This window comes from Comamonas testosteroni ATCC 11996, assembly GCF_000241525.1.
In the GTDB taxonomy this organism is placed as follows: domain Bacteria; phylum Pseudomonadota; class Gammaproteobacteria; order Burkholderiales; family Burkholderiaceae_C; genus Comamonas; species Comamonas testosteroni.
In genome coordinates this window covers 283,244-302,148 of sequence record NZ_AHIL01000002.1, presented here as the reverse complement: position 1 = coordinate 302,148, position 18,905 = coordinate 283,244, and the positions used below count along the sequence as shown (strand labels likewise).

The following is an 18,905-nucleotide window of genomic DNA, read 5'->3' as shown; positions in this document are numbered from 1 at the left end:
CGGGGCCCTCAGGCCGTCAGCCAGATGCCCAATCCGAGCACGGTGGCATGCCCGGCCAGCAAGATCCACAACAGCGTCCAGGGCGGCTCGGTCAGACCCTGCAGCATCTCCTGGATGCGGGCGCCCAGAAAGGCGCGCAGCGCCGGATCGTCCTTGCCGCCTTCGCTGCCCCACTGGGCGCGCGTGTGGCCCCATTCCTCAAGCAGATCGGCCAGCGGCAGGCGATTGAGCACGCTGCGCACCACGAACTGCACGGCACGCCCGTTACCCACCCAGGGCTGCAGATGCTCCATCGCCGCGCCCACGGTGAGCAGGTCGGCCGCCTTGTGCATGGCCTTGTGAGCGCTGGGCAGGGCCTCGATGCGCTGTGCCAGCATGGCCGCCAGACGCTCGGCCAGGCCCTGGCCGTAACGCGCCACCAGCTTGCCTGCCGCGCGGGCGCGGCCCAGTTGCAGACCGACCATGAGGTAGGCGGGGATGATAAAGATCAGCACCACAGCCACCAGCAGCGGCGGCGACATCAGCAGGCTGATCACGGCGCCGTAGATGCCGGTATGCGCCGAGGCATGAATGCCCTGGCCGGGGTCGGCCATCAGGCGGGAAAAATAGAACACGGCCGCGCCGCAGCCCAGCACCAGGGCCAGCAAGGCACCGAGCATCAGGCCGCCCAGCAGCGATTTGCCTGCACTCAGGCCCACGCGCAATGCGGATGGGGAATCAGGGGGTTGCGAAGCAGTCAGCACGTGGGTCCCTCCGGTGTAAGAAGCTGTTGCCGCCGCAGGTGGGCGGGGACCGGGTGGCCGCCTCAGTCCTCGTCCTCGCAGTCGGGTGCAGGGGAGTATGGGGCATCGCGCAGCACGCGTGAAGCCACATCTGCCGAAAAGCCGCGCGAAGCCAGAAAGCGCAGCTGCCTGGCCTTTTCCTTGAGGTCGACGGGCACGCTGCCAAAGCGCTTGCACCAAAGCGCCCGCGCGCGCTGCAGCTCACTGCCGCGCAGCTGCTCGCCCGCCTGACGCACGGTCTCGTCATCAAGCCCCTTGCTGCGCAGATCATGCACCAGACGCGCTGCACCATATCGGCCGGCCTTGCTGCGCAAGACAGACTCGACCACGCGCTCCACGCTGATGAAGCCCCGCTGCTCCAGCTCGTCGAGCACGGCATTCAGATCATCGCCCTCCTCTACATGGGCGGCCAGCTTGCGCTGCAGCTCCAGCCGCGAATGCTCGCGCTGCGCCAGCAGCTTGAGGGCGCGGCCCTTGAGTGAAAGCTTGGCAAAGCTCACGACGCATCTCCAGAAACAAAAAGGCGCAGGACGAACCTGCGCAAAGATGGCAAACCTTTTGAGCAATGAGGCCCGTACTCAAACACTGGCGTTCATCAAGCCAGGGACATCAAGCAAGGGCCGCACCGCAGCGAGGATGTCGTCCCCTTTCGCGAAAGGCGCAAGCGCCTCAGGGGGAAGAATCAACCTTCAATCACTCCGTCCTTGTCCACCTTGCCCTTGCCGCCCTTGGCAGGCTTGGCTTCGGCAGCCGCAGCACCGTCCACGGGCAACAGCTTGATGCCCAGGCTTTCGCGGACCTTGTTTTCGATCTCAATGGCCAGCGCGGGGTTCTCGCGCAGGAACTCACGCGAGTTGTCACGGCCCTGGCCGATTTTTTCGCCGTTGTAGGCATACCAGGCACCGCTCTTTTCCAGAATCTTGGCGTTCACGCCCATATCCAGAATCTCGCCTTCGCGGCTGATGCCTTCGCCAAACAGAATGTCGAACTCTGCCGTCTTGAAGGGGGGCGAGACCTTGTTCTTCACGACCTTGACCTTGGTTTCGTTGCCGATGGCCTCGTCGCCCTTCTTGATGGTGCCGGTGCGGCGGATATCCAGACGCACGGAGGCATAGAACTTCAGCGCATTGCCGCCGGTGGTGGTCTCGGGCGAGCCGAACATCACGCCGATCTTCATGCGGATCTGGTTGATGAAGATGACCATGCAGTTGGTCTTCTTGATGGTGGCCGTCAGCTTGCGCAGGGCCTGGCTCATCAGGCGGGCCTGCAGGCCGGGCAGGGCGTCGCCCATCTCGCCTTCGATTTCGGCCTTGGGCGTCAATGCGGCCACCGAGTCGATGACGATCAGGTCCACGGCACCCGAACGCACCAGACTGTCGCAGATCTCCAGGGCCTGCTCACCGGTGTCGGGCTGGCTGATCAGCACGTCGCTGAGATTCACGCCCAGCTTCTGGGCGTAGCTGGTGTCCAGCGCATGTTCGGCGTCGATAAAGGCGCAGGTGCCGCCCTGCTTTTGCATCTCGGCAATGACCTGCAGCGTCAGCGTGGTCTTGCCCGAGGATTCGGGACCGTAGATTTCAATCACGCGGCCGCGCGGCAGACCACCTACGCCCAGCGCGATGTCCAGACCCAGAGAGCCGGTGGAGACGACCTGAATGTCTTCGATGGCCTCACCTTCACCGAGCTTCATGATGGTGCCCTTGCCGAACTGCTTTTCGATCTGGGCCAGGGCTGCAGCCAGGGCTTTGGCTTTTTCGCTGTTGGCGTCGTTGGTCTTGGCGATGGCGTTCATATCAGGCTCCGAAGTAGGTGAATGACTGTCTGTGGCCAGCCCTGTTGTTGTATTCAGGCTGGATGCTTGAACAGTAGTTTAGAGGCTGATATTGCGAATTTATTTAAATATTTAGTCAGTTTGCCTTACTATTTATCCATGTCAGAAATCGCCCCCGTCACCCCGCCCGCCGATGCCTGGCGCCAGACCCATCTTGGCCGTCTGCTGGGTCATGCCATGCGCCGCTTCGATGCACGCGTGCTGCAGCTCATGGCGCGTGCAGTGGAGGTGCCGCTGGCCCTGTCCAATCTGGCGGCGCGCGACAAGGTGGGGGCAGCCCATATCCACATCACGCGCCATCTGTCGCTGGCTGGCGACCGGCTCACCGATCTGGCCGACAAGGCCGGCATGACCAAGCAGGCCATGGCCGATCTGGTGACGCAGTGCGAAGCCTGGGGCCTGGTCACGCGCGAGGCCGACCCGCATGATGCGCGCGCCAGGCGCGTGCGCTTCACCGATGCGGGCCTGGCCTGGCTGCAGGCTTTTCACGACGCCGTAAGCCAGGCCGAGGCCGAGTTTCGCGAAGCCGTGGGCGCGGATGTGGCCACCGTGGTCGCGCTGGGCCTGGAAGCCTATGCCGAAGGCTACTGAGATTCGACGCCTGTAAGCGGCTGTCGAGAATTGCCCCGAACGGCCACGGGCCATCCCTACAATGGCAGCAAAAGTGCAAACAGGCACACATAACAAGCAGGAGACACACATGCGCATACTGATTGCCGAAGACGACCAGGTGCTGGCAGACGGCCTGCTGCGCACGCTGCGCAGCTCGGGCGCCGTCGTCAGCCATGTGGCCAATGGCAGCGAGGCCGATACCGCCTTGCTGACCAGCAGCGAATTCGATTTGCTGATTCTCGATCTGGGCCTGCCCAAGGTGCACGGCCTGGAAGTGCTCAAGCGCCTGCGTGGGCGCGGCGATGCGCTTCCGGTACTGATTCTCACGGCCGCCGACTCGATCGAAGAGCGCGTACAGGGCCTGGACTATGGTGCCGATGACTACATGGCCAAGCCGTTTGCGCTGTCCGAGCTGGAAGCGCGCGTGCGCGCCCTCACGCGTCGCGGCATGGGCGGCGCCAGCTCCACCATCAAGCACGGCCCGCTGGTCTATGACCAGACCGGCCGGGTGGCCACCATCGACGGCAAGATGGTGGAGCTGTCGGCGCGCGAGCTGGGCCTGCTGGAGGTGCTGCTGCAGCGCGCGGGCCGTCTGGTCAGCAAGGACCAGCTGGTGGAGCGCCTGTGCGAATGGGGCGAAGAGGTGAGCAACAACGCCATCGAGGTCTATATCCACCGCCTGCGCAAGAAAATCGAGAAAGGTCCGATCCGCATCGCCACCGTACGCGGCCTCGGCTACTGCCTGGAAAAAATCACCCCCCCCTGAGCGGCTTTGCCGCTTCCCCCCAAGGGGGACGGCAGCCTTGGCTTCGGGGCGGCCCTCGCTGGCTGCCTCTTGCATGAGATAGCGCCCCACCCATGAAGATCTTTCAGCGTGAGCAGCGATCCCTCTTTGGCGAGATCCTCGACTGGATGCTCACGCCGCTGCTGCTGCTCTGGCCCGTGAGCCTGGCGCTGACCTGGCTGGTGGCCCAGGGTCTGGCCAACAAGCCCTTCGACCGCGCGCTGGAGTACAACGCCCAGGCCCTGGCTCAGCTGGTCATCGTGCAACGCGGCAAGGTGCAGTTCAATCTGCCGCAGTCGGCCAGCGAGATCCTGCGCGCCGATGAATCGGACACGGTGTTCTTCCAGGTCAGCGGCACCAGGGGCGAATATCTGGCGGGCGAGCGCGACCTGCCCCGCCCGCCCGCCATCGACGAGGACCCGCCCACCGGCACGGTGCTGCTGCGCGATGAGGAATACAAGGGTATCGATCTGCGCGTGGCCTACATCTGGGTGCGCATGCCGCTGCCCGGCGAGCCCAGCGCTCTGGTGCAGGTCGCGGAAACACGCGAAAAGCGCAGCGTGCTGGCCACGGAAATCATCAAGGGCGTGATGCTGCCGCAGTTCGTCATCCTGCCGCTGGCCGCCCTGCTGGTGTGGCTGGCACTGGCGCGCGGCATCAAGCCGCTGCACCGGCTCGAAGAGCGCATCCGCGCGCGCAAGCCAGAGGATCTCTCGCCCATCAACCACAAGGATGTGCCGCTGGAGGTGGTTCCGCTGGTCGATTCGGTCAACGATCTGCTGCAGCGTCTGCATGACTCCATCGCCACGCAAAAGCGCTTTCTGGCCGACGCCGCCCACCAGCTCAAGACCCCGCTGGCGGGGCTGCGCATGCAGGCCGACCTGGCCCAGCGCGAGGGCACGAATACCGAAGATCTGAAGCGCTCGCTGGCGCAGATCGGCCGCTCCAGCATGCGTGCCACCCATACTGTCAACCAGTTGCTGGCACTGGCACGGGCCGAGAGCGCCGTGCCCGCCATGCAGGGCTGCAACCTTGTGCGCATCGTCACCGACGTGGTGCAGGACTGCCTGCCGCGCGCCATGGACAAGCACATCGACCTGGGCTACGAGGGCGCCGACGCCAGCACGCCCGGTGTCTGGCTCAACGGCAATGCCACGTTGCTCGCCGAGCTGGTGCGCAATCTGGTGGACAACGCCATCAACTACACGCCATCGACCAGCGAACAGCCAGGCGTGGTCACCGTGCGCGTGCAGGCCGATCATTTCGGCCAGATTCTGCTGCTGCAGGTCGAGGACTCAGGCCCCGGCGTGCCGCTGGCCGAGCGCGAACTGATCTTCCAGCCCTTTTACCGGGCGCTGGGCTCCGAAGCCGACGGCTCCGGTCTGGGCCTGCCCATCGTCATGGAAATCGCCCGTCAGCATGGCGCGCAAGTGCTGTTGCAAGATGCCAGGCCCGGTCATACCCCGCCGGGGGCGCTGTTTACCGTGCGCTTCAAGGCCATGCCCGGACAGCAGTGAAGCGCAAGCTCGAAATGCACCAATTCGGTGCCAGCCAAGGCTCAGAAGCCGCGCCAGACTTGGCTTTGCGCCCGTTTGCCCCGATGCGGATATCGGAAACTGCGTATTTGGCAAGTTCTCGCTTACCCTAGAATCAATTCGATCATGGGTTGTCTGAAGAGTCGCTATTTGTGCTCTGCAGGACAACAATTTGGAATCACTGGATCCTGGGAGCTTTTTGATGCAACGACGTCAATTCATCTACACCGCCGCTGCTGCCGCAGCCGCTTCTTCTTTCTCCGGCATGAGCATGGCGCAGGACACATCGCGTCCTCTGCGCATCGTCGTGCCCTTCCCCGCAGGCGGCCCTACCGACATGGTGCCCCGCAATATGCAGGACGTGCTGATCAAGCTGCTGGGCGGCCAGGCCGTGGTGATTGAAAACAAGGCCGGCGCCGGCGGCTCCATCGGCATGGCCGAAGTGGCCCGTGCCACCGATGGCGTGACCTTCGGTATCGCCACGCTGTCCACCCATGGCGTGAACCCCGCCGTGTTCAAGAAGCTGCCTTACGACGCGATCAACGACTTCGTGGGCGTGACCGAGATCGTCAAGGCCCCCGGCGTGCTGGTGATCAACCCCAAGCTGATTCCCGTGAAGACTTTTGCCGAGTTTGTGGCCTACCTCAAGGCCAACCCCGGCAAGGTGTCCTATGCCACCCCCGGCAACGGCACCATCGGCCATATGTGGGGCGCCCAGTTCCTCAAGAGCACGGGCACCGAAATGCACCACATTCCCTACCGTGGCTCGGCTCCGGCCATCAACGACGTGCTGGGCAACCAGGTTCCCGTGTACTTCGACCAGGTGAACTCTTCGCTGCCCCATATCAAGTCGGGCAAGGTGCGCGCCCTGGCCGTGTCCTGGCATGAACGCCTGGACGTGCTGCCCGATGTGCAGACCTATGCGCAGGCCGGTCACCCCGATCTGAACGAGCCTTCCTGGTTTGGCCTGGTAGCCCCCAAGAACACGCCCGCCGCACAAGTGGAACGTGTGCAAAAAGCCATCATTGCCGCACTCAAGGATCCCGCCGTCAAGCAGCGCATGGCTGCTCAAGGCCTGTACCCCTCGGGCACATCGAGCGCCGACTTCACCAAGCAGATCGCCAGCGAAGTGGCCAAGATGAAGAAACTGGCCGCTGTTGCCAATATTCATCTGGACTAAAAACAGGAGCTGGTTACGCTTGTCGCAACTGGTTTTCCAATGCAAAAGGCCTGCAAATGCAGGCCTTTCTTGCGATAGCAGCTACGAAAATTACTTGGCACAGGCCTGCAAGGCCTTGGGTACCAAGTTCTTGCCGGCCAGCGCGGCCACTTCGTTGCGCAAGGTCGGTGTGGCCTTGGGCAGGCGCAGCGCATAGGTCGTCACATCGGGGCGCTCCTGCACCACGCGCGCCGTGCGCACGCCCTGGCGCGCGAAAGTGGCCAGTTGCCGCTGGGCGGCTTCTTCCGTCGAAAAACGCCCCAGCGACAGACCGGGCTCGAAGCTGCCGCCGGCGCGGTCGAAGTCGATATTCATCAGGCGCAGCTCGCCGCGCTTGCGGTCCATGAACTCGGCGTCTGGGAACTTGCCCATATAGACCATCCAGCGCCCCCCCTGATGGCTGGCCACCAGCTCCCAATCGCTCTTGGACTTGCCCGCCAGCGCACGGCGAATGCTGTCGGCCTGCGCCTCTTCGATGCCGTTGGCCTGATAGCAGGCCTCAGGCTCCTTGATGGCGGTCTTGGCATCCTTGGTATCCTTGGCGTCCTTGGTTTCCCTGGCCGCGACGGTTGCAGCTTCAGGCTTGCCATCCGACTTGCTTTCGGGAGCGGCTGGCGGCGCGCTGTCGTCCACCGCAGGCGCTTCAGGCTCCGAAGTCTTTGCGGGTTCAACGGCCGGAGCTTGCGCCGCTTCGGGCTGTTGCAGCTCCAGGGCATCCGGTCTGATCTGCTCCTGAAGGCGCTGCGGCTCGGACTGCAACTCCGGCGCCAGTCCCATGCCGGCCAGATAGCCGTGGCTCCACAGGTAGTAGCCGGCATTGCCCAGTACCAGGAGCAGAAAAACGATTCTCAGCATAGGTTTCTCACATCAGTTATCCATGGGCTGCAGCCGCTCGCGGGCAGCCGGGCAAGGGCCTGGGCGGCCCCGCCGCCCCGCAGCGAGGGCTGCGTCCTTCTCCCCTAGCGCGCAGCGCGTAGAGAGAGGAGGAAGGCGCAAAGCGCCTCATGAGGTGCTTCATTTCAAGCCTGCAGCGGGCTGCCAGCCGGACGCACGCTGATTTCAGAACTGGTCACGGCTTGCAGCCCGGTCGCGGTACGCACCAGAAAGCCGCCATCGGCAGCCACACCCTGAGCCATGCCGCTCGTGCCGTCGCTCAGATTCACCTCGCGTCCAGCCAGCAGATCGCGCTGGGCAAAACGCTGCATCAGCGGAGCAAAGCCATGCAGGGCAAAGCTCTGCACCTCGGCCACCAGGTTGGGCAATATGCAGGCCAGGGCCGTGGGCGCATCCAGTGCGGCATCGAGCTCCTGCAGGCAGGCCGGGGCCGTGCGCATGCCGTCACCGGGACGCGGGCGTACATTGATGCCGATACCGATCACCACATAGCGCGGCGCCGTCATATCGTGCTGCTGGCCGCCGACAAAGCTGGCGGTCTCGATCAGAATGCCGGCCAGCTTGCGGTCGCCCTCCAGCCACAGATCGTTGGGCCATTTGATGCCGATCCTGGGCGCAGCCCCCGCTGCAGGAAGCTGGGGCTGCAGGCTCTCGGCCACGCTCACTCCCACCGCCAATGACAGCCCCGACCAGTCGCGCGGTGCCAGTGGCAGGCCCAGCGAGAACATCAGCGAATCACCGACGCCACTGACCCAGTTGCGGCCCAGGCGGCCTCGGCCCTGGGTCTGCTGCTCGGCAATCAGCAGCACCGGGTCCGTCAGCCCGTCGCGCGCGCGGCGCATGATTTCGGTATTTGAGGAATCGATGGTCGGCAGCACCTCGACCGTAAAGCCCGGCAACTGCGGTGCAATGGCTTCCCACAAGGCTTCGGCATTCCAGTGAATCGGCTGAGTCATTTTCTTTATCCAAAATTTCTATGCAGCGAGCACGCCTTGAACAAGCATGTTCCAACTCAGAGACGCCGAGCAAGAGCCGCCTCGCGGCGATGGCGTCGTCCCCCTCCCGCATTGCGAAGCAACGCGAGAGAGGGGGAAGCGGCAAAGCCGCTCAGGGGGAGCCTTGGGGCATCGGAGGTTTCCAGCCCCTTTTCGGCGCCAGCATGGTGCCGCGGCAGTTCGCGGCGCCGCAGTAGCAGGCATATTCAGCCTTGAGCTTGGCCGTATAGCGCTCCTCCACCATCAGGCCATAGTCGTAGTTCAGTTCCTCGCCCGCTGCAATATTGCGCAGCGCCACGATATAGACGCGACCGTCGATCTCGTCGGTGTAGCAGTTGGGCGCGCAGCTGTGGTTGATCCAGCGCGAAGAATTGCCCTTGTGCGTGGCATCTATCACCCGCTCATCATCGACCTGAAAGTAAAAAGTGTGATTGGGCTGGCTGGGATCATGCGGATGACGGTCCTGCGCCTCCTGCCAGTCAATCACTTCGCCCACGTACTCAATAATGGTTTCGCCTTCCGCAATATCCTGCGCGGCGAAAACGCCTTTGCCATGAACGCCAGAGCGCCGGGTCTGGATGCGGCGACCCGTTGAAGAGGCCAGTGATGTGCGGGGCATGTTTTCTCTGATACTTTGAATATGCACACATGTGCGCATGCGCGCGCGTGATAAGCGAATTGTATGAGCCTGAGTTTTGATTCGGGTTCAGGTGGTTAATGACGACGAGAACACACAATGACTAAAACCCTGGTGATTGCAGAGAAGCCTTCTGTCGCACAGGACATCGTCCGTGCGCTGACCCCGGTGGCAGGCAAGTTCGAAAAACACGATGACTATTTCGAATCGGACAGCTATGTGGTGACCAGTGCGGTCGGCCACCTGGTGGAAATTCAGGCGCCCGAAGAATTCGACGTCAAGCGCGGCAAATGGAGTTTTGCCAATCTGCCGGTCATCCCCCCGCGCTTCGACCTCAAGCCCGTGGACAAGACCAAGACCCGCCTGAACGCCGTGGTCAAGCAGGCCAAGCGCAAGGACGTGACCGAACTCATCAACGCCTGTGACGCGGGCCGCGAAGGTGAGCTGATCTTCCGCCTGATCGAGCAATACGCGGGCGGCGCCAAGGGCGGCCTGGGCAAACCCGTCAAGCGCCTGTGGCTGCAATCCATGACGCCGCAGGCGATTCGCGACGGCTTCAACAATCTGCGCAGCGATGCCCAGATGCAGGGCCTGGCCAGCGCTGCGCGCAGCCGCTCCGAAGCCGACTGGCTGGTGGGCATCAACGGCACGCGCGCCATGACGGCCTTCAACTCGCGCGACGGCGGCTTCTTCCTGACCACCGTGGGCCGCGTGCAGACGCCCACCCTGTCCCTGGTGGTGGAGCGCGAGGAAAAGATCCGCAAATTCGTCAGCCGCGACTACTGGGAAGTGCACGGCACTTTCGACGCTCAGGCCGGCCAGTACCTGGGCAAGTGGTTCAACCCGCAGTGGAAGAAGTCGGACGATGCCGAGGCCAAGGCCGACCGCCTGTGGAACAAGGCCGATGCCGAAGCGATTGCCGCCGCCGTGCAAGGCAAGCCGGCCACCGTCACCGAAGAGAGCAAGCCCACCACGCAGGCATCGCCCCTGCTGTTCGACCTGACCAGCCTGCAGCGCGAGGCCAACGGCAAGTTCGGCTTCTCGGCCAAGACCACGCTGGCGCTGGCGCAAAGCCTGTACGAACGCCACAAGGCCCTGACCTACCCGCGTACCGACTCGCGCGCCCTGCCCGAAGACTATCTGCCCGTCGCCAAGCAGACCTTCGACATGCTGGCCACCAGCGGCATGCGCCATCTGGCGCCGTTTGCCCAGCAGGCCATCAACGACAACTACATCCGCCCCACCAAGCGCGTCTTCGACAACAGCAAGGTGTCGGATCACTTTGCCATCATCCCGACCACACAGGCCCCTTCCGGCCTGTCGGAAGCCGAACAGAAGCTGTACGACCTGGTCGTGCGCCGCTTCATGGCGGTGTTCTTCCCCAGCGCCGAATACCAGGTCACCACGCGCATCAGCAAGGTGGAGCAGCACAGCTTCAAGACCGAGGGCAAGGTGCTGGTCAAGCCGGGCTGGCTGGCCATCTATGGCAAGGAAGCCGCCAACGAGGTGGAGGATGCCAAGGAAGGCGACAAGGGCCAGCCCCTGGTGGCCGTGAAGCCCGGCGAGCAGCCGCGCACCCACCACGCCGATGTCAAGGGCCTCAAGACCAAGCCGCCGGCACGCTACTCCGAAGCCACGCTGCTGGGGGCCATGGAAAGCGCCGGCAAGCAGATCGACGACGACGAGCTGCGTGAAGCCATGCAGGAAAAAGGCCTGGGCACGCCAGCCACGCGTGCGGCCATCATCGAAGGCCTGCTGACGGAAAAGTACATGCTGCGCGAAGGCCGCGAACTGATCCCCACGGCCAAGGCCTTCCAGCTGATGACGCTGCTGCGCGGTCTGGAAGTCGAGGAACTGTGCCGCGCCGACCTGACCGGCGAATGGGAATTCAAGCTGTCGCAGATGGAAAAAGGCCAGCTCTCCCGCGAAGCCTTCATGCAGCAGATCCAGGCCATGACCGAGAAGCTGGTCAAGAAGGCCAAGGAATACGACCGCGACACCATTCCCGGTGACTACGCGACGCTCTCCACGCCCTGCCCCAACTGCGGCGGCGTAGTCAAGGAAAACTACCGCCGCTACGCCTGCACAGGCGCCAATGGCGCCAGCGAAGGCTGCGGCTTCTCGTTCACCAAGTCGCCGGCCGGCCGCACCTTCGAGACGGCCGAAGCCGAGCAGCTGCTGCGCGAGCGCCGCATCGGCCCGCTGGAAGGCTTCCGCTCCAAGGCCGGCTGGCCGTTTGTGGCCGAGGTCGCCATCGTGCGTGACGAGGAAAACAGCAACTTCAAGCTGGAATTCGACTTCGGCGACGACAAGGACTCCGAGGACACGGGCGAGATTGTGGACTTTGCCCACCAGCAAAGCCTGGGCCCCTGTCCCAAGTGCGGCTCGCCCGTCTTCGAGCATGGCGCCAACTATGTCTGCTCCAAGGCCGTGCCCACGCTGGCCCAGACCACGCCCAGCTGCGACTTCAAGAGCGGCCAGATCATCCTGCAGCAGCCCATCGAGCGCGAGCAGATGAGCAAGCTGCTGCAGACCGGCAAGACCGATCTGCTGGAGAAGTTCGTCTCCAACCGCACGCGCCGCAACTTCAAGGCCTTCCTGGTCTGGGATGGTGCTGCGGGCAAGGTGAACTTCGAGTTCGAGCAGCGCGAAGGCAAATACCCGGCACGCAAGACGGCGGGCGCTGCAGCGGCCAAGACCACGACGGCTGCCGCCAAGAAGACAGGCGCCGCAGCCAAGAAGACCGCCGCCAAGACAGCGACCAAGGCGACGACCAAGACCGCTGCGGTGAAGAAGCCCCGCACCGTGAGCGCCACGCTCAAGCCCAGCGCCGACCTGGCCGCCGTGATCGGCAGCGAGCCCACCTCGCGCCCCGACGTGATCAAGAAGCTCTGGGACTACATCAAGGCCAACGGCCTGCAGGACGCCAAGGACAAGCGCGCCATCAACGCCGACGCCAAGCTCAAGCCGGTGTTCGGCAAGGAGCAGATCAGCATGTTCGAGCTGGCCGGCATTGTGGGCAAGCATGTGAGCTGATCGCCAGCCCTGCCGCAATGACCAACCAAGACCGCCACGGCTTGCCGCTGGCGGTCTTTTTCATTTCAGGCAGCGCAGCGCAAGGCGTTCAGATAGCCGGATATGGCCGTGTTGGCGCGCTGGCGCAGCAAGTCCAGATCCGGCGGAGCATCGGCGGCCAGATAGCTGTGATTGAACAGGCCGTACAGAATGCACTGGCTCACCCGTGCAGCATCGCGCACCGGGTAGTCCGGGGGCAGATCGACGGCCTGCTCCATGGCTGCGGCCCAGGCATCCACAAAGCGCTCGAACATCTTTCGGTAGGCCTCGGAAGTGGAGTAGTGGCGCTCCAGCAGATAGTGGGCACCCCATTCATCTGCCCGCTCACGGTGCGCCTGCAGCTGTGACTCGATCACCGCCTCGGTAATCTGCATCAGCGGCTGGCCCGAATGGCTTGCGGTCACGCCGCGAATTCCCAGCAGCAGTGACTTGGAGCGCAGATGCAGGCAAACCTTGGCCAGGTCTTCCTTGCCCGAGAAGTACTCGTAGAAGCTGCCCAGCCCGGTGCCCGCCACCAGGACGATCTCGCGCACGGTGATTTCCGCGTAACTGCGCTCAAGCAAAAGCCGAACAAAGGCGTCCTGCAGGGCCTGAAACGTCTGCCGCGCACGGGACTGCAAAGGGCGGCGACGCCCTGCTGTCGCGGTCGAAGGAGTGCGTGGTTTCATGCTGGCCAAATCCGAACACCTTTTTTGCACGGTTTCCTAGAATTTTTGACAGGTACTTCGATGCCATTGTGCATTGCGGCCTGGTGAATAAAAAATTCTTATGAGAAGACGGAGACAAGCATGCACCCTCGTATTTCCACTCCCTTGGCGGCAGTGGCTCTGGCCTGCGCATCACTCGTTCACGCGCAGCCGGCCACGGTGGTGAAGATTGCCTCGCTGGATGCCATGAGCGGCCCCATGGCGGGGCTGGGCCTGAATGTGCTCAAGAGCTTCCAGTACAGCGCCAAGCTTGCCAACGAGCAAGGCTGGGCCGGTGCCGTGAAGTTCGAGGTCGTGCCCTTCGACAACCGCCTCTCCGCACAGGAGGCGCTGAGCCAGCTCAACTCCATCATCGGACAGAACATCCGCTATGTGGTGCAGGGTGCCAGCTCCTCGGCCGTGGGCCTGGCACTGCAGGAGGCCATAGAAAAGCACAACAGCCGCAACCCCGGCAAGGAAATCATCTACCTGAACTATGCAGCCCAGGCGCCGCAGATGACCAATGCCAGGTGCAGCTACTGGCACTTTCGCACCGATGCGAATTCGGACATGAAGGTGGCCGCGCTGACCTCCTACCTGGCCGGGCAAAAGCAGGTGAAGCAGGTCTTTTTGCTCAACCCCAACTATGCCTACGGCCAGGAAGTCTCGCGCGCCGCACGCAGCATGCTGGCGGCCAAGCGCCCCGACCTGAAGATCGTGGGCGATGACTTCCACCCTCTCGGACAGGTCAAGGATTACTCGCCGTATATCGCCAAGATCAAGCAATCCGGGGCCGATGCCGTCATCACTGCGGACTTCGGTGCCGATCTGGCACTGATCGTGCGGGCTGCGCGCGAAGCGGGTCTGAACACGGACTTCTACACCCTCAACGGCAACAACTTCGGGGTGCCCAGCGCCATGGGTGCGGCAGGGCAAGGCCGGGTCAAGCTGATCTCGGCCTTCAGCCCCAACTCTGAGCCGCTGATGAGCAGCCCGCTGCTGCCGGGCTTCAAGCGCCAGTTCAACGAGGACTTCATCAACGGCCTGGGCCACAACGCCATGCTGATGCTGGCCCAGGCCATGCGCGAGGCCAAGTCCGTGGAACCTGGCGCCGTCGCGGCCAGGATGTCTGGCATGCGCTTCGAGGGCATCAACGGCCCCGTGGAAATGCGCAAGAGCGACCACCAGGCCCAGCAACCCATCCATGTGCTGAGCTGGGAAAAAATGGACGGCAAGACCGTGGTGCATGACCAGGAAGGAACGGGCCTGGGATGGAAGCCCGTCAGCACGGTTTCCGCACAGGCATCCAGCCTGGACACCAGCTGCACTATGAAGCGGCCCTCCTGAGCCGCCTGCCTGGCGCCTCCTAGAAATCACAACGCCCTGAGCCCCTCTGCGAACAGGGCCACCCACCTCAGAAGGAAGAGACATCATGACTGGCATCCATCCCCATAACCAGGCTCCAGAGCTCAAGGACTACAACGTCTACACCAGCGACCCGGTGCTGCAGCGTGCCGTGACTCGCGGCGGCGCACAGTGGCGCGACCCGGAGCTGCAACGCCAGGGCGCGGAATATGGCGCCGAAGCCACGCTGCGCGCCGCAGAAGAAGCCAACCACTTCGAGCCCGAGCTGCACACGCATTCGCCCTCAGGCGACCGTATCGACCAGGTCCGCTTTCACCCCGCATGGCACCAGATGATGACGATTGCACGGCGCAACGGCATCTCCAACCTGCCCTTCACCGACCAGCGACAGACGGCCTGGGCCGCCTATGGCGCATCGCTGTTCATGCACAGCCAGATCGAGTCCGGCTCGACCTGTCCGACGACCATGACCAAGGCCAGCATTCCGCTGGTGCGCATCAACCCCCAGCTCAACGCGACGCTGGGGCCGCTGCTGGAATCCACCGACTACGACGCACGCGACATTCCCGCCGAGGGCAAGCGCTCCATCACCGTGGGAATGGGCATGACGGAGCGCCAGGGCGGCAGCGATGTGCGCAGCAACACCACTCGTGCCGTGGCCCTGAACCCGTCGGGCAGCAGCGGCCCCCGGGGCGAGGAATACCTGATCACCGGCCACAAATGGTTCTTCTCGGCCCCCATGTGCGACGGGCATCTGGTGCTGGCCAAGACCGAGGAGCGGGGCCCCACCTGCTTTTTCGTGCCACGCTGGCGACCCGACGGCAGCAAGAACGCCATTCACATCCAGCGCCTCAAGGACAAGGTGGGCAACCGCTCCAACAGCAGCAGCGAAGTGGAGTTCGACGACGCCTGGGGCGTACTCATCGGCCAGGAAGGCCGGGGCATTTCCACCATCATCGAAATGGCCACCTACACCCGCCTGGACTGTGCGCTGTCCAGTGCAGGTTTCATGCGCCAGGCCCTGGTGCAGGCCCTGCACTACACGCGCAACCGCCATGCCTTCGGCCTGCCGCTGGCCGAGCAGCCGGTGATGACCGGCCTGCTGGCCGATATGGCACTGGAATCCGAAGCCGCCACCTGGCTGGCCATGGATCTGGCCGCACGCTTTGGCTCCGAAGACCCGCTGGATCAGGCCTGGCGCCGCATCGTCACGCCTGCCGCCAAGTTCTGGAACTGCAAGCGTGCCGTGGGCTACACCGGCGAAGCCATGGAAGTCTTCGGCGGCAACGGCTATGTGGAGACCGGCCCCATGGGACGCTTGTTCCGCGAAGCCCCCGTCAACTCCATCTGGGAGGGGTCGGGCAACGTCATGTGTCTGGATGTGCTGCGCGCCATTGCCCGCAACCCCGACGACGCCCATCTGCTGCTGGACCATCTGCGTGAAGTCAGCTCAGAAGAGGCCGTGCTGCGTGCGCAGGTGGACAAGCTGCGCCAGGCCGTCACCCTGCCTCCGCAGGATCTGGAGCGCGAGGCGCGCCGCTTCACCCAGCGCCTGGCTATCACGGTACAAGCCACACTGATGCTGCAGCATGCGGGCAGCGACAGTGCCTCGGCCTTCATCGGCAGCCGCTTCGATCCGGACTGGGGCCCGGTGGCCGGTGTTGCCTGCGCCAGCAACGACCCGGCCGCCCTGCTGCGCAATGCATGGGCGGGTTGAGGGGATGCCAGCAATGATGAATTTCATTTCCCTGCTCGACCAGCAGGCACGTACGCGCCCCGAAAAACTGGCGCTGCGCGCGGACGGCCTGGGCTGGAGCTATGCCGCGCTGGCCGAGGCCAGCCGTCGCGCCGCTGCCGTGCTCCGCGCGCAAGGCATGCGCCGGGGCGACAAGCTAGGTCTGCTGTGCTTCAACACCCCGGGCTTTGTGTTCGCCCTATTCGGCGCCTGGCGGCTGGGCGCGGTCGTCGTGCCCATCAACCACAAGCTGCAGGCCCCGGAAGTCAGCTACATACTGCGCCACTCGGGTGCTCGACTGTGCCTTGTGGATGGTGCGCGCGCTTCGCTGATCACCGCCATCCAGGCCGAACCACAGCCGCTGGCGGACATGCAGTGGCTGAGCACAGCGTCTGCCGCCGAAGGCCTGGACTGCTTCGATGAGCTGCTGGCGCAGGCTGCGCCCTGCGGCGAAGAGCATGGCCGACCTGCGCCAGACGCGCTGGCCGAGATTCTCTACACCTCCGGCACCACGGGCCAGCCCAAGGGCTGCCTGCACAGCCATGCCAATGTCTTCCATGCCGCCCTGTGTGCAGCGGCGGCCACCTCGCTGACTCCCACAGAGCGCACGCTGATCGCCATGCCCATATGGCACTCGTCGCCGTTGAACAACTGGTTCTTGGGCACCTTGCTCATGGGCGGCACCGCTGTGCTGATGCGCGAATATGCGCCCAGGGAGTTTCTGGAAACGCTGGCGCAGGAGCGCATCAGCTTCACCTTTGGCGCACCGATTGCCTTTCTGGCTCCGCTGTCCGTGGTGCCCGATGTGGCCAGCTACGACTTCAGTGCCATGCGTTTGTGGGCCTACGGCGGTGGCCCACTGGGCGCGGACATGGCGCGCAAGCTGGCTCAGGCCTATCGCAGCGACCGCTTCATGCAGGTCTATGGCATGACCGAATCAGGCCCTCTGGGCACCGTGCTCTACCCCGAAGAGGCTGTGGCCAAGGCGGGCTCCATAGGTCGCTGCGCCATACCCGGCGTGGAACTGGAGGTGCGCCGTCAGGACGGCGGCCTGTGCGGCCCCGGCGAAGTGGGCGAGATCTGCCTGCGCTCTGCGGCCATGATGCAAGGCTATCTGGACAACCCCGAGGCCACGGCCGCCGTGCTGGACGACCAGGGCTGGTATCGCAGCGGCGACCTGGCGCGCGTGGACGAGGACGGCTATCTCTACATCGTGGACAGACTCAAGGACATGATCGTTACGGGTGGCGAGAACGTCTACTCCAAGGAAGTGGAAGACGTGCTCTGCACCCACCCCGATGTGCAGGACGTAGCCGTCATCGGCCGCCCTCATCCTGAATGGGGCGAGACCGTGGTGGCGGTGCTGACCCTCAAGCCCGGCAAGTTGCTGGACCATGAGGCCCTACTCCAGTTCATGGCGCCGAAGCTGGCGCGCTACAAGATTCCGCGCTTCTTCGAGGCCCGCGACACGCTGCCACGCACCGCGACCGGCAAGCTGCTCAAGCACATGCTGCGGGGCAGCACGACCAGCCATTGAGTGCGAAGGCACTGTCGCAAGACCGCTTCGGATAGGTTCAGCGCCGCATGTCCTGGGCATGCGGCGCTTTCCGTTCGGGCCGATGCTCCTGGTGCCGCACCCGGGTAACACGGATGACATGGATGGGTCTTTGCAATCCGCTATAAGCAGTGATATGCAACTGAACCACGACCTGCTGACGGAGCGCCCGGCGCGCCAAGTCTCCCTCTCGGGAGCCTCCAATTTCCGTGATCTGGGCGGATATCGGGGCCTGGACGGCCGCCGCCTGCAATGGGGCAAGCTGTACCGCTCCGCCCATCTGGCGCATCTGACGCAGCAGGACCTGGAACAGCTGCAAAAGCTTGGCATCCACCGCAGCGCGGACTTTCGCGGCGAAGGCGAAAGCGCGCATCTCTCCTATGACTGGCCCAGAATCGAGCGCCATGCCCTGGTCGTCGAGCCCACGGTAGTGCAGCGCGCCCAGTCCTTGATGGAGCAGGGCCGTAACCTCAGCAGCCGCGATACCGAGGAGCTGATGCACGACACCTACCGCAGCTTTGTGAACGTGTACGGCAATCGCTTTGCGCAGTTCCTCGCACTGCTGCAGCTCAGCGATGCGCCGCTGGTCTTTCACTGCACGGCCGGCAAGGATCGCACGGGCTGGGCTGCTGCCCTGCTGCTGACGGCGCTGGGCGTGGACGAGGAGCAGATCATGGAAGACTATCTGCTGACCAATCAGTACTTCAAACGCCCGGCCCAGATGTACGGCCAGCTGTCCGAAGAGGCTCTGGATGCGCTGTGGCGCGTGCAGCCGTCCTATCTGATGGCCTCGGTCGATGTGGTGCGCGCCCAGCACGGCAGCGTGGACCGCTATCTGAGCCAGGAGCTGGGTATAGACGGCACTGCACGCGAGCGACTGGCCGAGCTGTATCTGGAGACTTGATCAACTTTGATAGCTGTCAACGCTTGTCCTGAATTGGTTTCACACCAATTTCAGGCATAACAAGCTGTTACGGCAGGATATCCTCGGCCCGCTACCATGGCCCATAAGCCGCAATGGATGCGGACAAGGAAATGCAGATGCGCAAATGGCTCTCCCTGGCCGCAGCAGCCGCCACGCTGGCGCTGACGGCCTGCTCCGGCACCATGCCGGCCTCCTCCAGCTCCAGCGGCTCCGGCAGCTCCGGCGGCGTGGAAATCTTCGGCACCGTGGACGCAGGCGTCAGCCGCACCTGGTAA

General features: G+C 63.9%; 17 protein-coding genes. 10 read left to right on the top strand and 7 right to left on the bottom strand.

Features of this window, described 5'->3' with window-relative positions; translation table 11 throughout:
- Positions 1 to 8 precede the first annotated feature (8 nt).
- From CTATCC11996_RS01320 to recA, 3 genes are all read right to left on the bottom strand, one after another.
- Positions 9 to 743 (bottom strand): hypothetical protein, encoded by a 735-nt coding sequence (locus tag CTATCC11996_RS01320; protein ID WP_034347932.1) that lies wholly within the window; start codon positions 741 to 743, stop codon positions 9 to 11.
- Positions 744 to 805: 62 nt separating this feature from the next.
- Complete coding sequence (gene recX / locus CTATCC11996_RS01315) at positions 806 to 1,282, bottom strand: recombination regulator RecX (protein WP_003072161.1); 477 nt, start codon at positions 1,280 to 1,282, stop codon at positions 806 to 808.
- A gap of 182 nt (positions 1,283 to 1,464) precedes the next feature.
- The gene (gene recA, locus CTATCC11996_RS01310; protein ID WP_003072158.1) at positions 1,465 to 2,574 is read right to left on the bottom strand and encodes a recombinase RecA; all 1,110 of its coding nucleotides are present in this window, start codon (positions 2,572 to 2,574) and stop codon (positions 1,465 to 1,467) included.
- A 138-nt stretch (positions 2,575 to 2,712) separates the two neighbouring features.
- On the opposite strand from recA, the gene CTATCC11996_RS01305 reads away from it, so the two are divergent.
- The 4 genes from CTATCC11996_RS01305 (at position 2,713) to CTATCC11996_RS01290 (ending at position 6,724) form a co-directional block, all read left to right on the top strand.
- Positions 2,713 to 3,204 carry a MarR family winged helix-turn-helix transcriptional regulator gene (locus CTATCC11996_RS01305; protein ID WP_003072156.1) on the top strand — a complete coding sequence of 164 codons (492 nt, stop codon included), beginning with the start codon at positions 2,713 to 2,715 and terminating at the stop codon, positions 3,202 to 3,204.
- 109 nt (positions 3,205 to 3,313) lie between these two features.
- A complete protein-coding gene (locus CTATCC11996_RS01300; protein WP_003060046.1) occupies positions 3,314 to 3,991 on the top strand; it encodes a response regulator in 678 nt (225 codons plus the stop codon).
- A gap of 92 nt (positions 3,992 to 4,083) precedes the next feature.
- Positions 4,084 to 5,526 carry a sensor histidine kinase gene (locus tag CTATCC11996_RS01295; RefSeq protein WP_003072153.1) on the top strand — a complete coding sequence of 481 codons (1,443 nt, stop codon included), beginning with the start codon at positions 4,084 to 4,086 and terminating at the stop codon, positions 5,524 to 5,526.
- A gap of 220 nt (positions 5,527 to 5,746) precedes the next feature.
- Entirely contained in the window at positions 5,747 to 6,724 is a 978-nt protein-coding gene (locus tag CTATCC11996_RS01290; protein WP_003064761.1) for a Bug family tripartite tricarboxylate transporter substrate binding protein, read from the top strand.
- A gap of 90 nt (positions 6,725 to 6,814) precedes the next feature.
- On the opposite strand, the gene CTATCC11996_RS01285 is transcribed toward CTATCC11996_RS01290, so the two are convergent.
- The 3 genes from CTATCC11996_RS01285 to CTATCC11996_RS01275 all read right to left on the bottom strand — a co-directional run bounded on the left by CTATCC11996_RS01285 (position 6,815) and on the right by CTATCC11996_RS01275 (position 9,271).
- Positions 6,815 to 7,618: a hypothetical protein gene (locus CTATCC11996_RS01285; RefSeq protein WP_003072151.1), complete on the bottom strand. Its 804-nt coding sequence runs from the start codon at positions 7,616 to 7,618 to the stop codon at positions 6,815 to 6,817.
- A gap of 164 nt (positions 7,619 to 7,782) precedes the next feature.
- Entirely contained in the window at positions 7,783 to 8,613 is an 831-nt protein-coding gene (locus CTATCC11996_RS01280; RefSeq protein ID WP_003072150.1) for a biotin--[acetyl-CoA-carboxylase] ligase, read from the bottom strand.
- Between the two features lie 151 nt (positions 8,614 to 8,764).
- Positions 8,765 to 9,271, bottom strand: coding sequence for an SET domain-containing protein (locus CTATCC11996_RS01275; protein ID WP_003072148.1), 507 nt, complete (start codon positions 9,269 to 9,271; stop codon positions 8,765 to 8,767).
- A 117-nt stretch (positions 9,272 to 9,388) separates the two neighbouring features.
- On the opposite strand from CTATCC11996_RS01275, the gene CTATCC11996_RS01270 reads away from it, so the two are divergent.
- Positions 9,389 to 12,325 carry a DNA topoisomerase III gene (locus tag CTATCC11996_RS01270; protein WP_003072146.1) on the top strand — a complete coding sequence of 979 codons (2,937 nt, stop codon included), beginning with the start codon at positions 9,389 to 9,391 and terminating at the stop codon, positions 12,323 to 12,325.
- Positions 12,326 to 12,390: 65 nt separating this feature from the next.
- Here CTATCC11996_RS01270 and CTATCC11996_RS01265 read toward each other — a convergent pair whose 3' ends face one another.
- On the bottom strand, positions 12,391 to 12,984 hold the full coding sequence (locus tag CTATCC11996_RS01265) for a TetR/AcrR family transcriptional regulator (protein ID WP_003072143.1): 594 nt from the start codon (positions 12,982 to 12,984) through the stop codon (positions 12,391 to 12,393).
- A gap of 168 nt (positions 12,985 to 13,152) precedes the next feature.
- Here CTATCC11996_RS01265 and CTATCC11996_RS01260 point away from each other — a divergent pair, with 168 nt between their 5' ends.
- The 5 genes from CTATCC11996_RS01260 to CTATCC11996_RS01240 all read left to right on the top strand — a co-directional run bounded on the left by CTATCC11996_RS01260 (position 13,153) and on the right by CTATCC11996_RS01240 (position 18,905).
- On the top strand, positions 13,153 to 14,397 hold the full coding sequence (locus CTATCC11996_RS01260) for a branched-chain amino acid ABC transporter substrate-binding protein (protein WP_003072141.1): 1,245 nt from the start codon (positions 13,153 to 13,155) through the stop codon (positions 14,395 to 14,397).
- An 85-nt stretch (positions 14,398 to 14,482) separates the two neighbouring features.
- Positions 14,483 to 16,132 (top strand): acyl-CoA dehydrogenase family protein, encoded by a 1,650-nt coding sequence (locus tag CTATCC11996_RS01255; protein WP_003072139.1) that lies wholly within the window; start codon positions 14,483 to 14,485, stop codon positions 16,130 to 16,132.
- A 13-nt stretch (positions 16,133 to 16,145) separates the two neighbouring features.
- A complete protein-coding gene (locus CTATCC11996_RS01250; protein ID WP_080569819.1) occupies positions 16,146 to 17,687 on the top strand; it encodes a class I adenylate-forming enzyme family protein in 1,542 nt (513 codons plus the stop codon).
- A 154-nt stretch (positions 17,688 to 17,841) separates the two neighbouring features.
- Entirely contained in the window at positions 17,842 to 18,609 is a 768-nt protein-coding gene (locus CTATCC11996_RS01245; RefSeq protein WP_003072136.1) for a tyrosine-protein phosphatase, read from the top strand.
- Positions 18,610 to 18,722: 113 nt separating this feature from the next.
- Positions 18,723 to 18,905 (top strand): hypothetical protein, encoded by a 183-nt coding sequence (locus CTATCC11996_RS01240; protein WP_003072134.1) that lies wholly within the window; start codon positions 18,723 to 18,725, stop codon positions 18,903 to 18,905.

Excerpts from the sequence above, each read along its gene's own strand:
- CTATCC11996_RS01295 (WP_003072153.1), top strand. The coding sequence starts at position 4,084 with ATGAAGATCTTTCAGCGTGAGCAGCGATCCCTCTTTGGCGAGATCCTC.
- CTATCC11996_RS01245 (WP_003072136.1), top strand. The coding sequence starts at position 17,842 with ATGCAACTGAACCACGACCTGCTGACGGAGCGCCCGGCGCGCCAAGTC.
- CTATCC11996_RS01250 (WP_080569819.1), top strand. The coding sequence starts at position 16,146 with ATGATGAATTTCATTTCCCTGCTCGACCAGCAGGCACGTACGCGCCCC.
- CTATCC11996_RS01255 (WP_003072139.1), top strand. The coding sequence starts at position 14,483 with ATGACTGGCATCCATCCCCATAACCAGGCTCCAGAGCTCAAGGACTAC.
- CTATCC11996_RS01260 (WP_003072141.1), top strand. The coding sequence starts at position 13,153 with ATGCACCCTCGTATTTCCACTCCCTTGGCGGCAGTGGCTCTGGCCTGC.
- CTATCC11996_RS01300 (WP_003060046.1), top strand. The coding sequence starts at position 3,314 with ATGCGCATACTGATTGCCGAAGACGACCAGGTGCTGGCAGACGGCCTG.
- recA (WP_003072158.1), bottom strand. The coding sequence starts at position 2,574 with ATGAACGCCATCGCCAAGACCAACGACGCCAACAGCGAAAAAGCCAAA.
- CTATCC11996_RS01280 (WP_003072150.1), bottom strand. The coding sequence starts at position 8,613 with ATGACTCAGCCGATTCACTGGAATGCCGAAGCCTTGTGGGAAGCCATT.
- CTATCC11996_RS01270 (WP_003072146.1), top strand. The coding sequence starts at position 9,389 with ATGACTAAAACCCTGGTGATTGCAGAGAAGCCTTCTGTCGCACAGGAC.
- CTATCC11996_RS01240 (WP_003072134.1), top strand. The coding sequence starts at position 18,723 with ATGGATGCGGACAAGGAAATGCAGATGCGCAAATGGCTCTCCCTGGCC.
- CTATCC11996_RS01285 (WP_003072151.1), bottom strand. The coding sequence starts at position 7,618 with ATGCTGAGAATCGTTTTTCTGCTCCTGGTACTGGGCAATGCCGGCTAC.
- CTATCC11996_RS01290 (WP_003064761.1), top strand. The coding sequence starts at position 5,747 with ATGCAACGACGTCAATTCATCTACACCGCCGCTGCTGCCGCAGCCGCT.
- CTATCC11996_RS01275 (WP_003072148.1), bottom strand. The coding sequence starts at position 9,271 with ATGCCCCGCACATCACTGGCCTCTTCAACGGGTCGCCGCATCCAGACC.
- CTATCC11996_RS01305 (WP_003072156.1), top strand. The coding sequence starts at position 2,713 with ATGTCAGAAATCGCCCCCGTCACCCCGCCCGCCGATGCCTGGCGCCAG.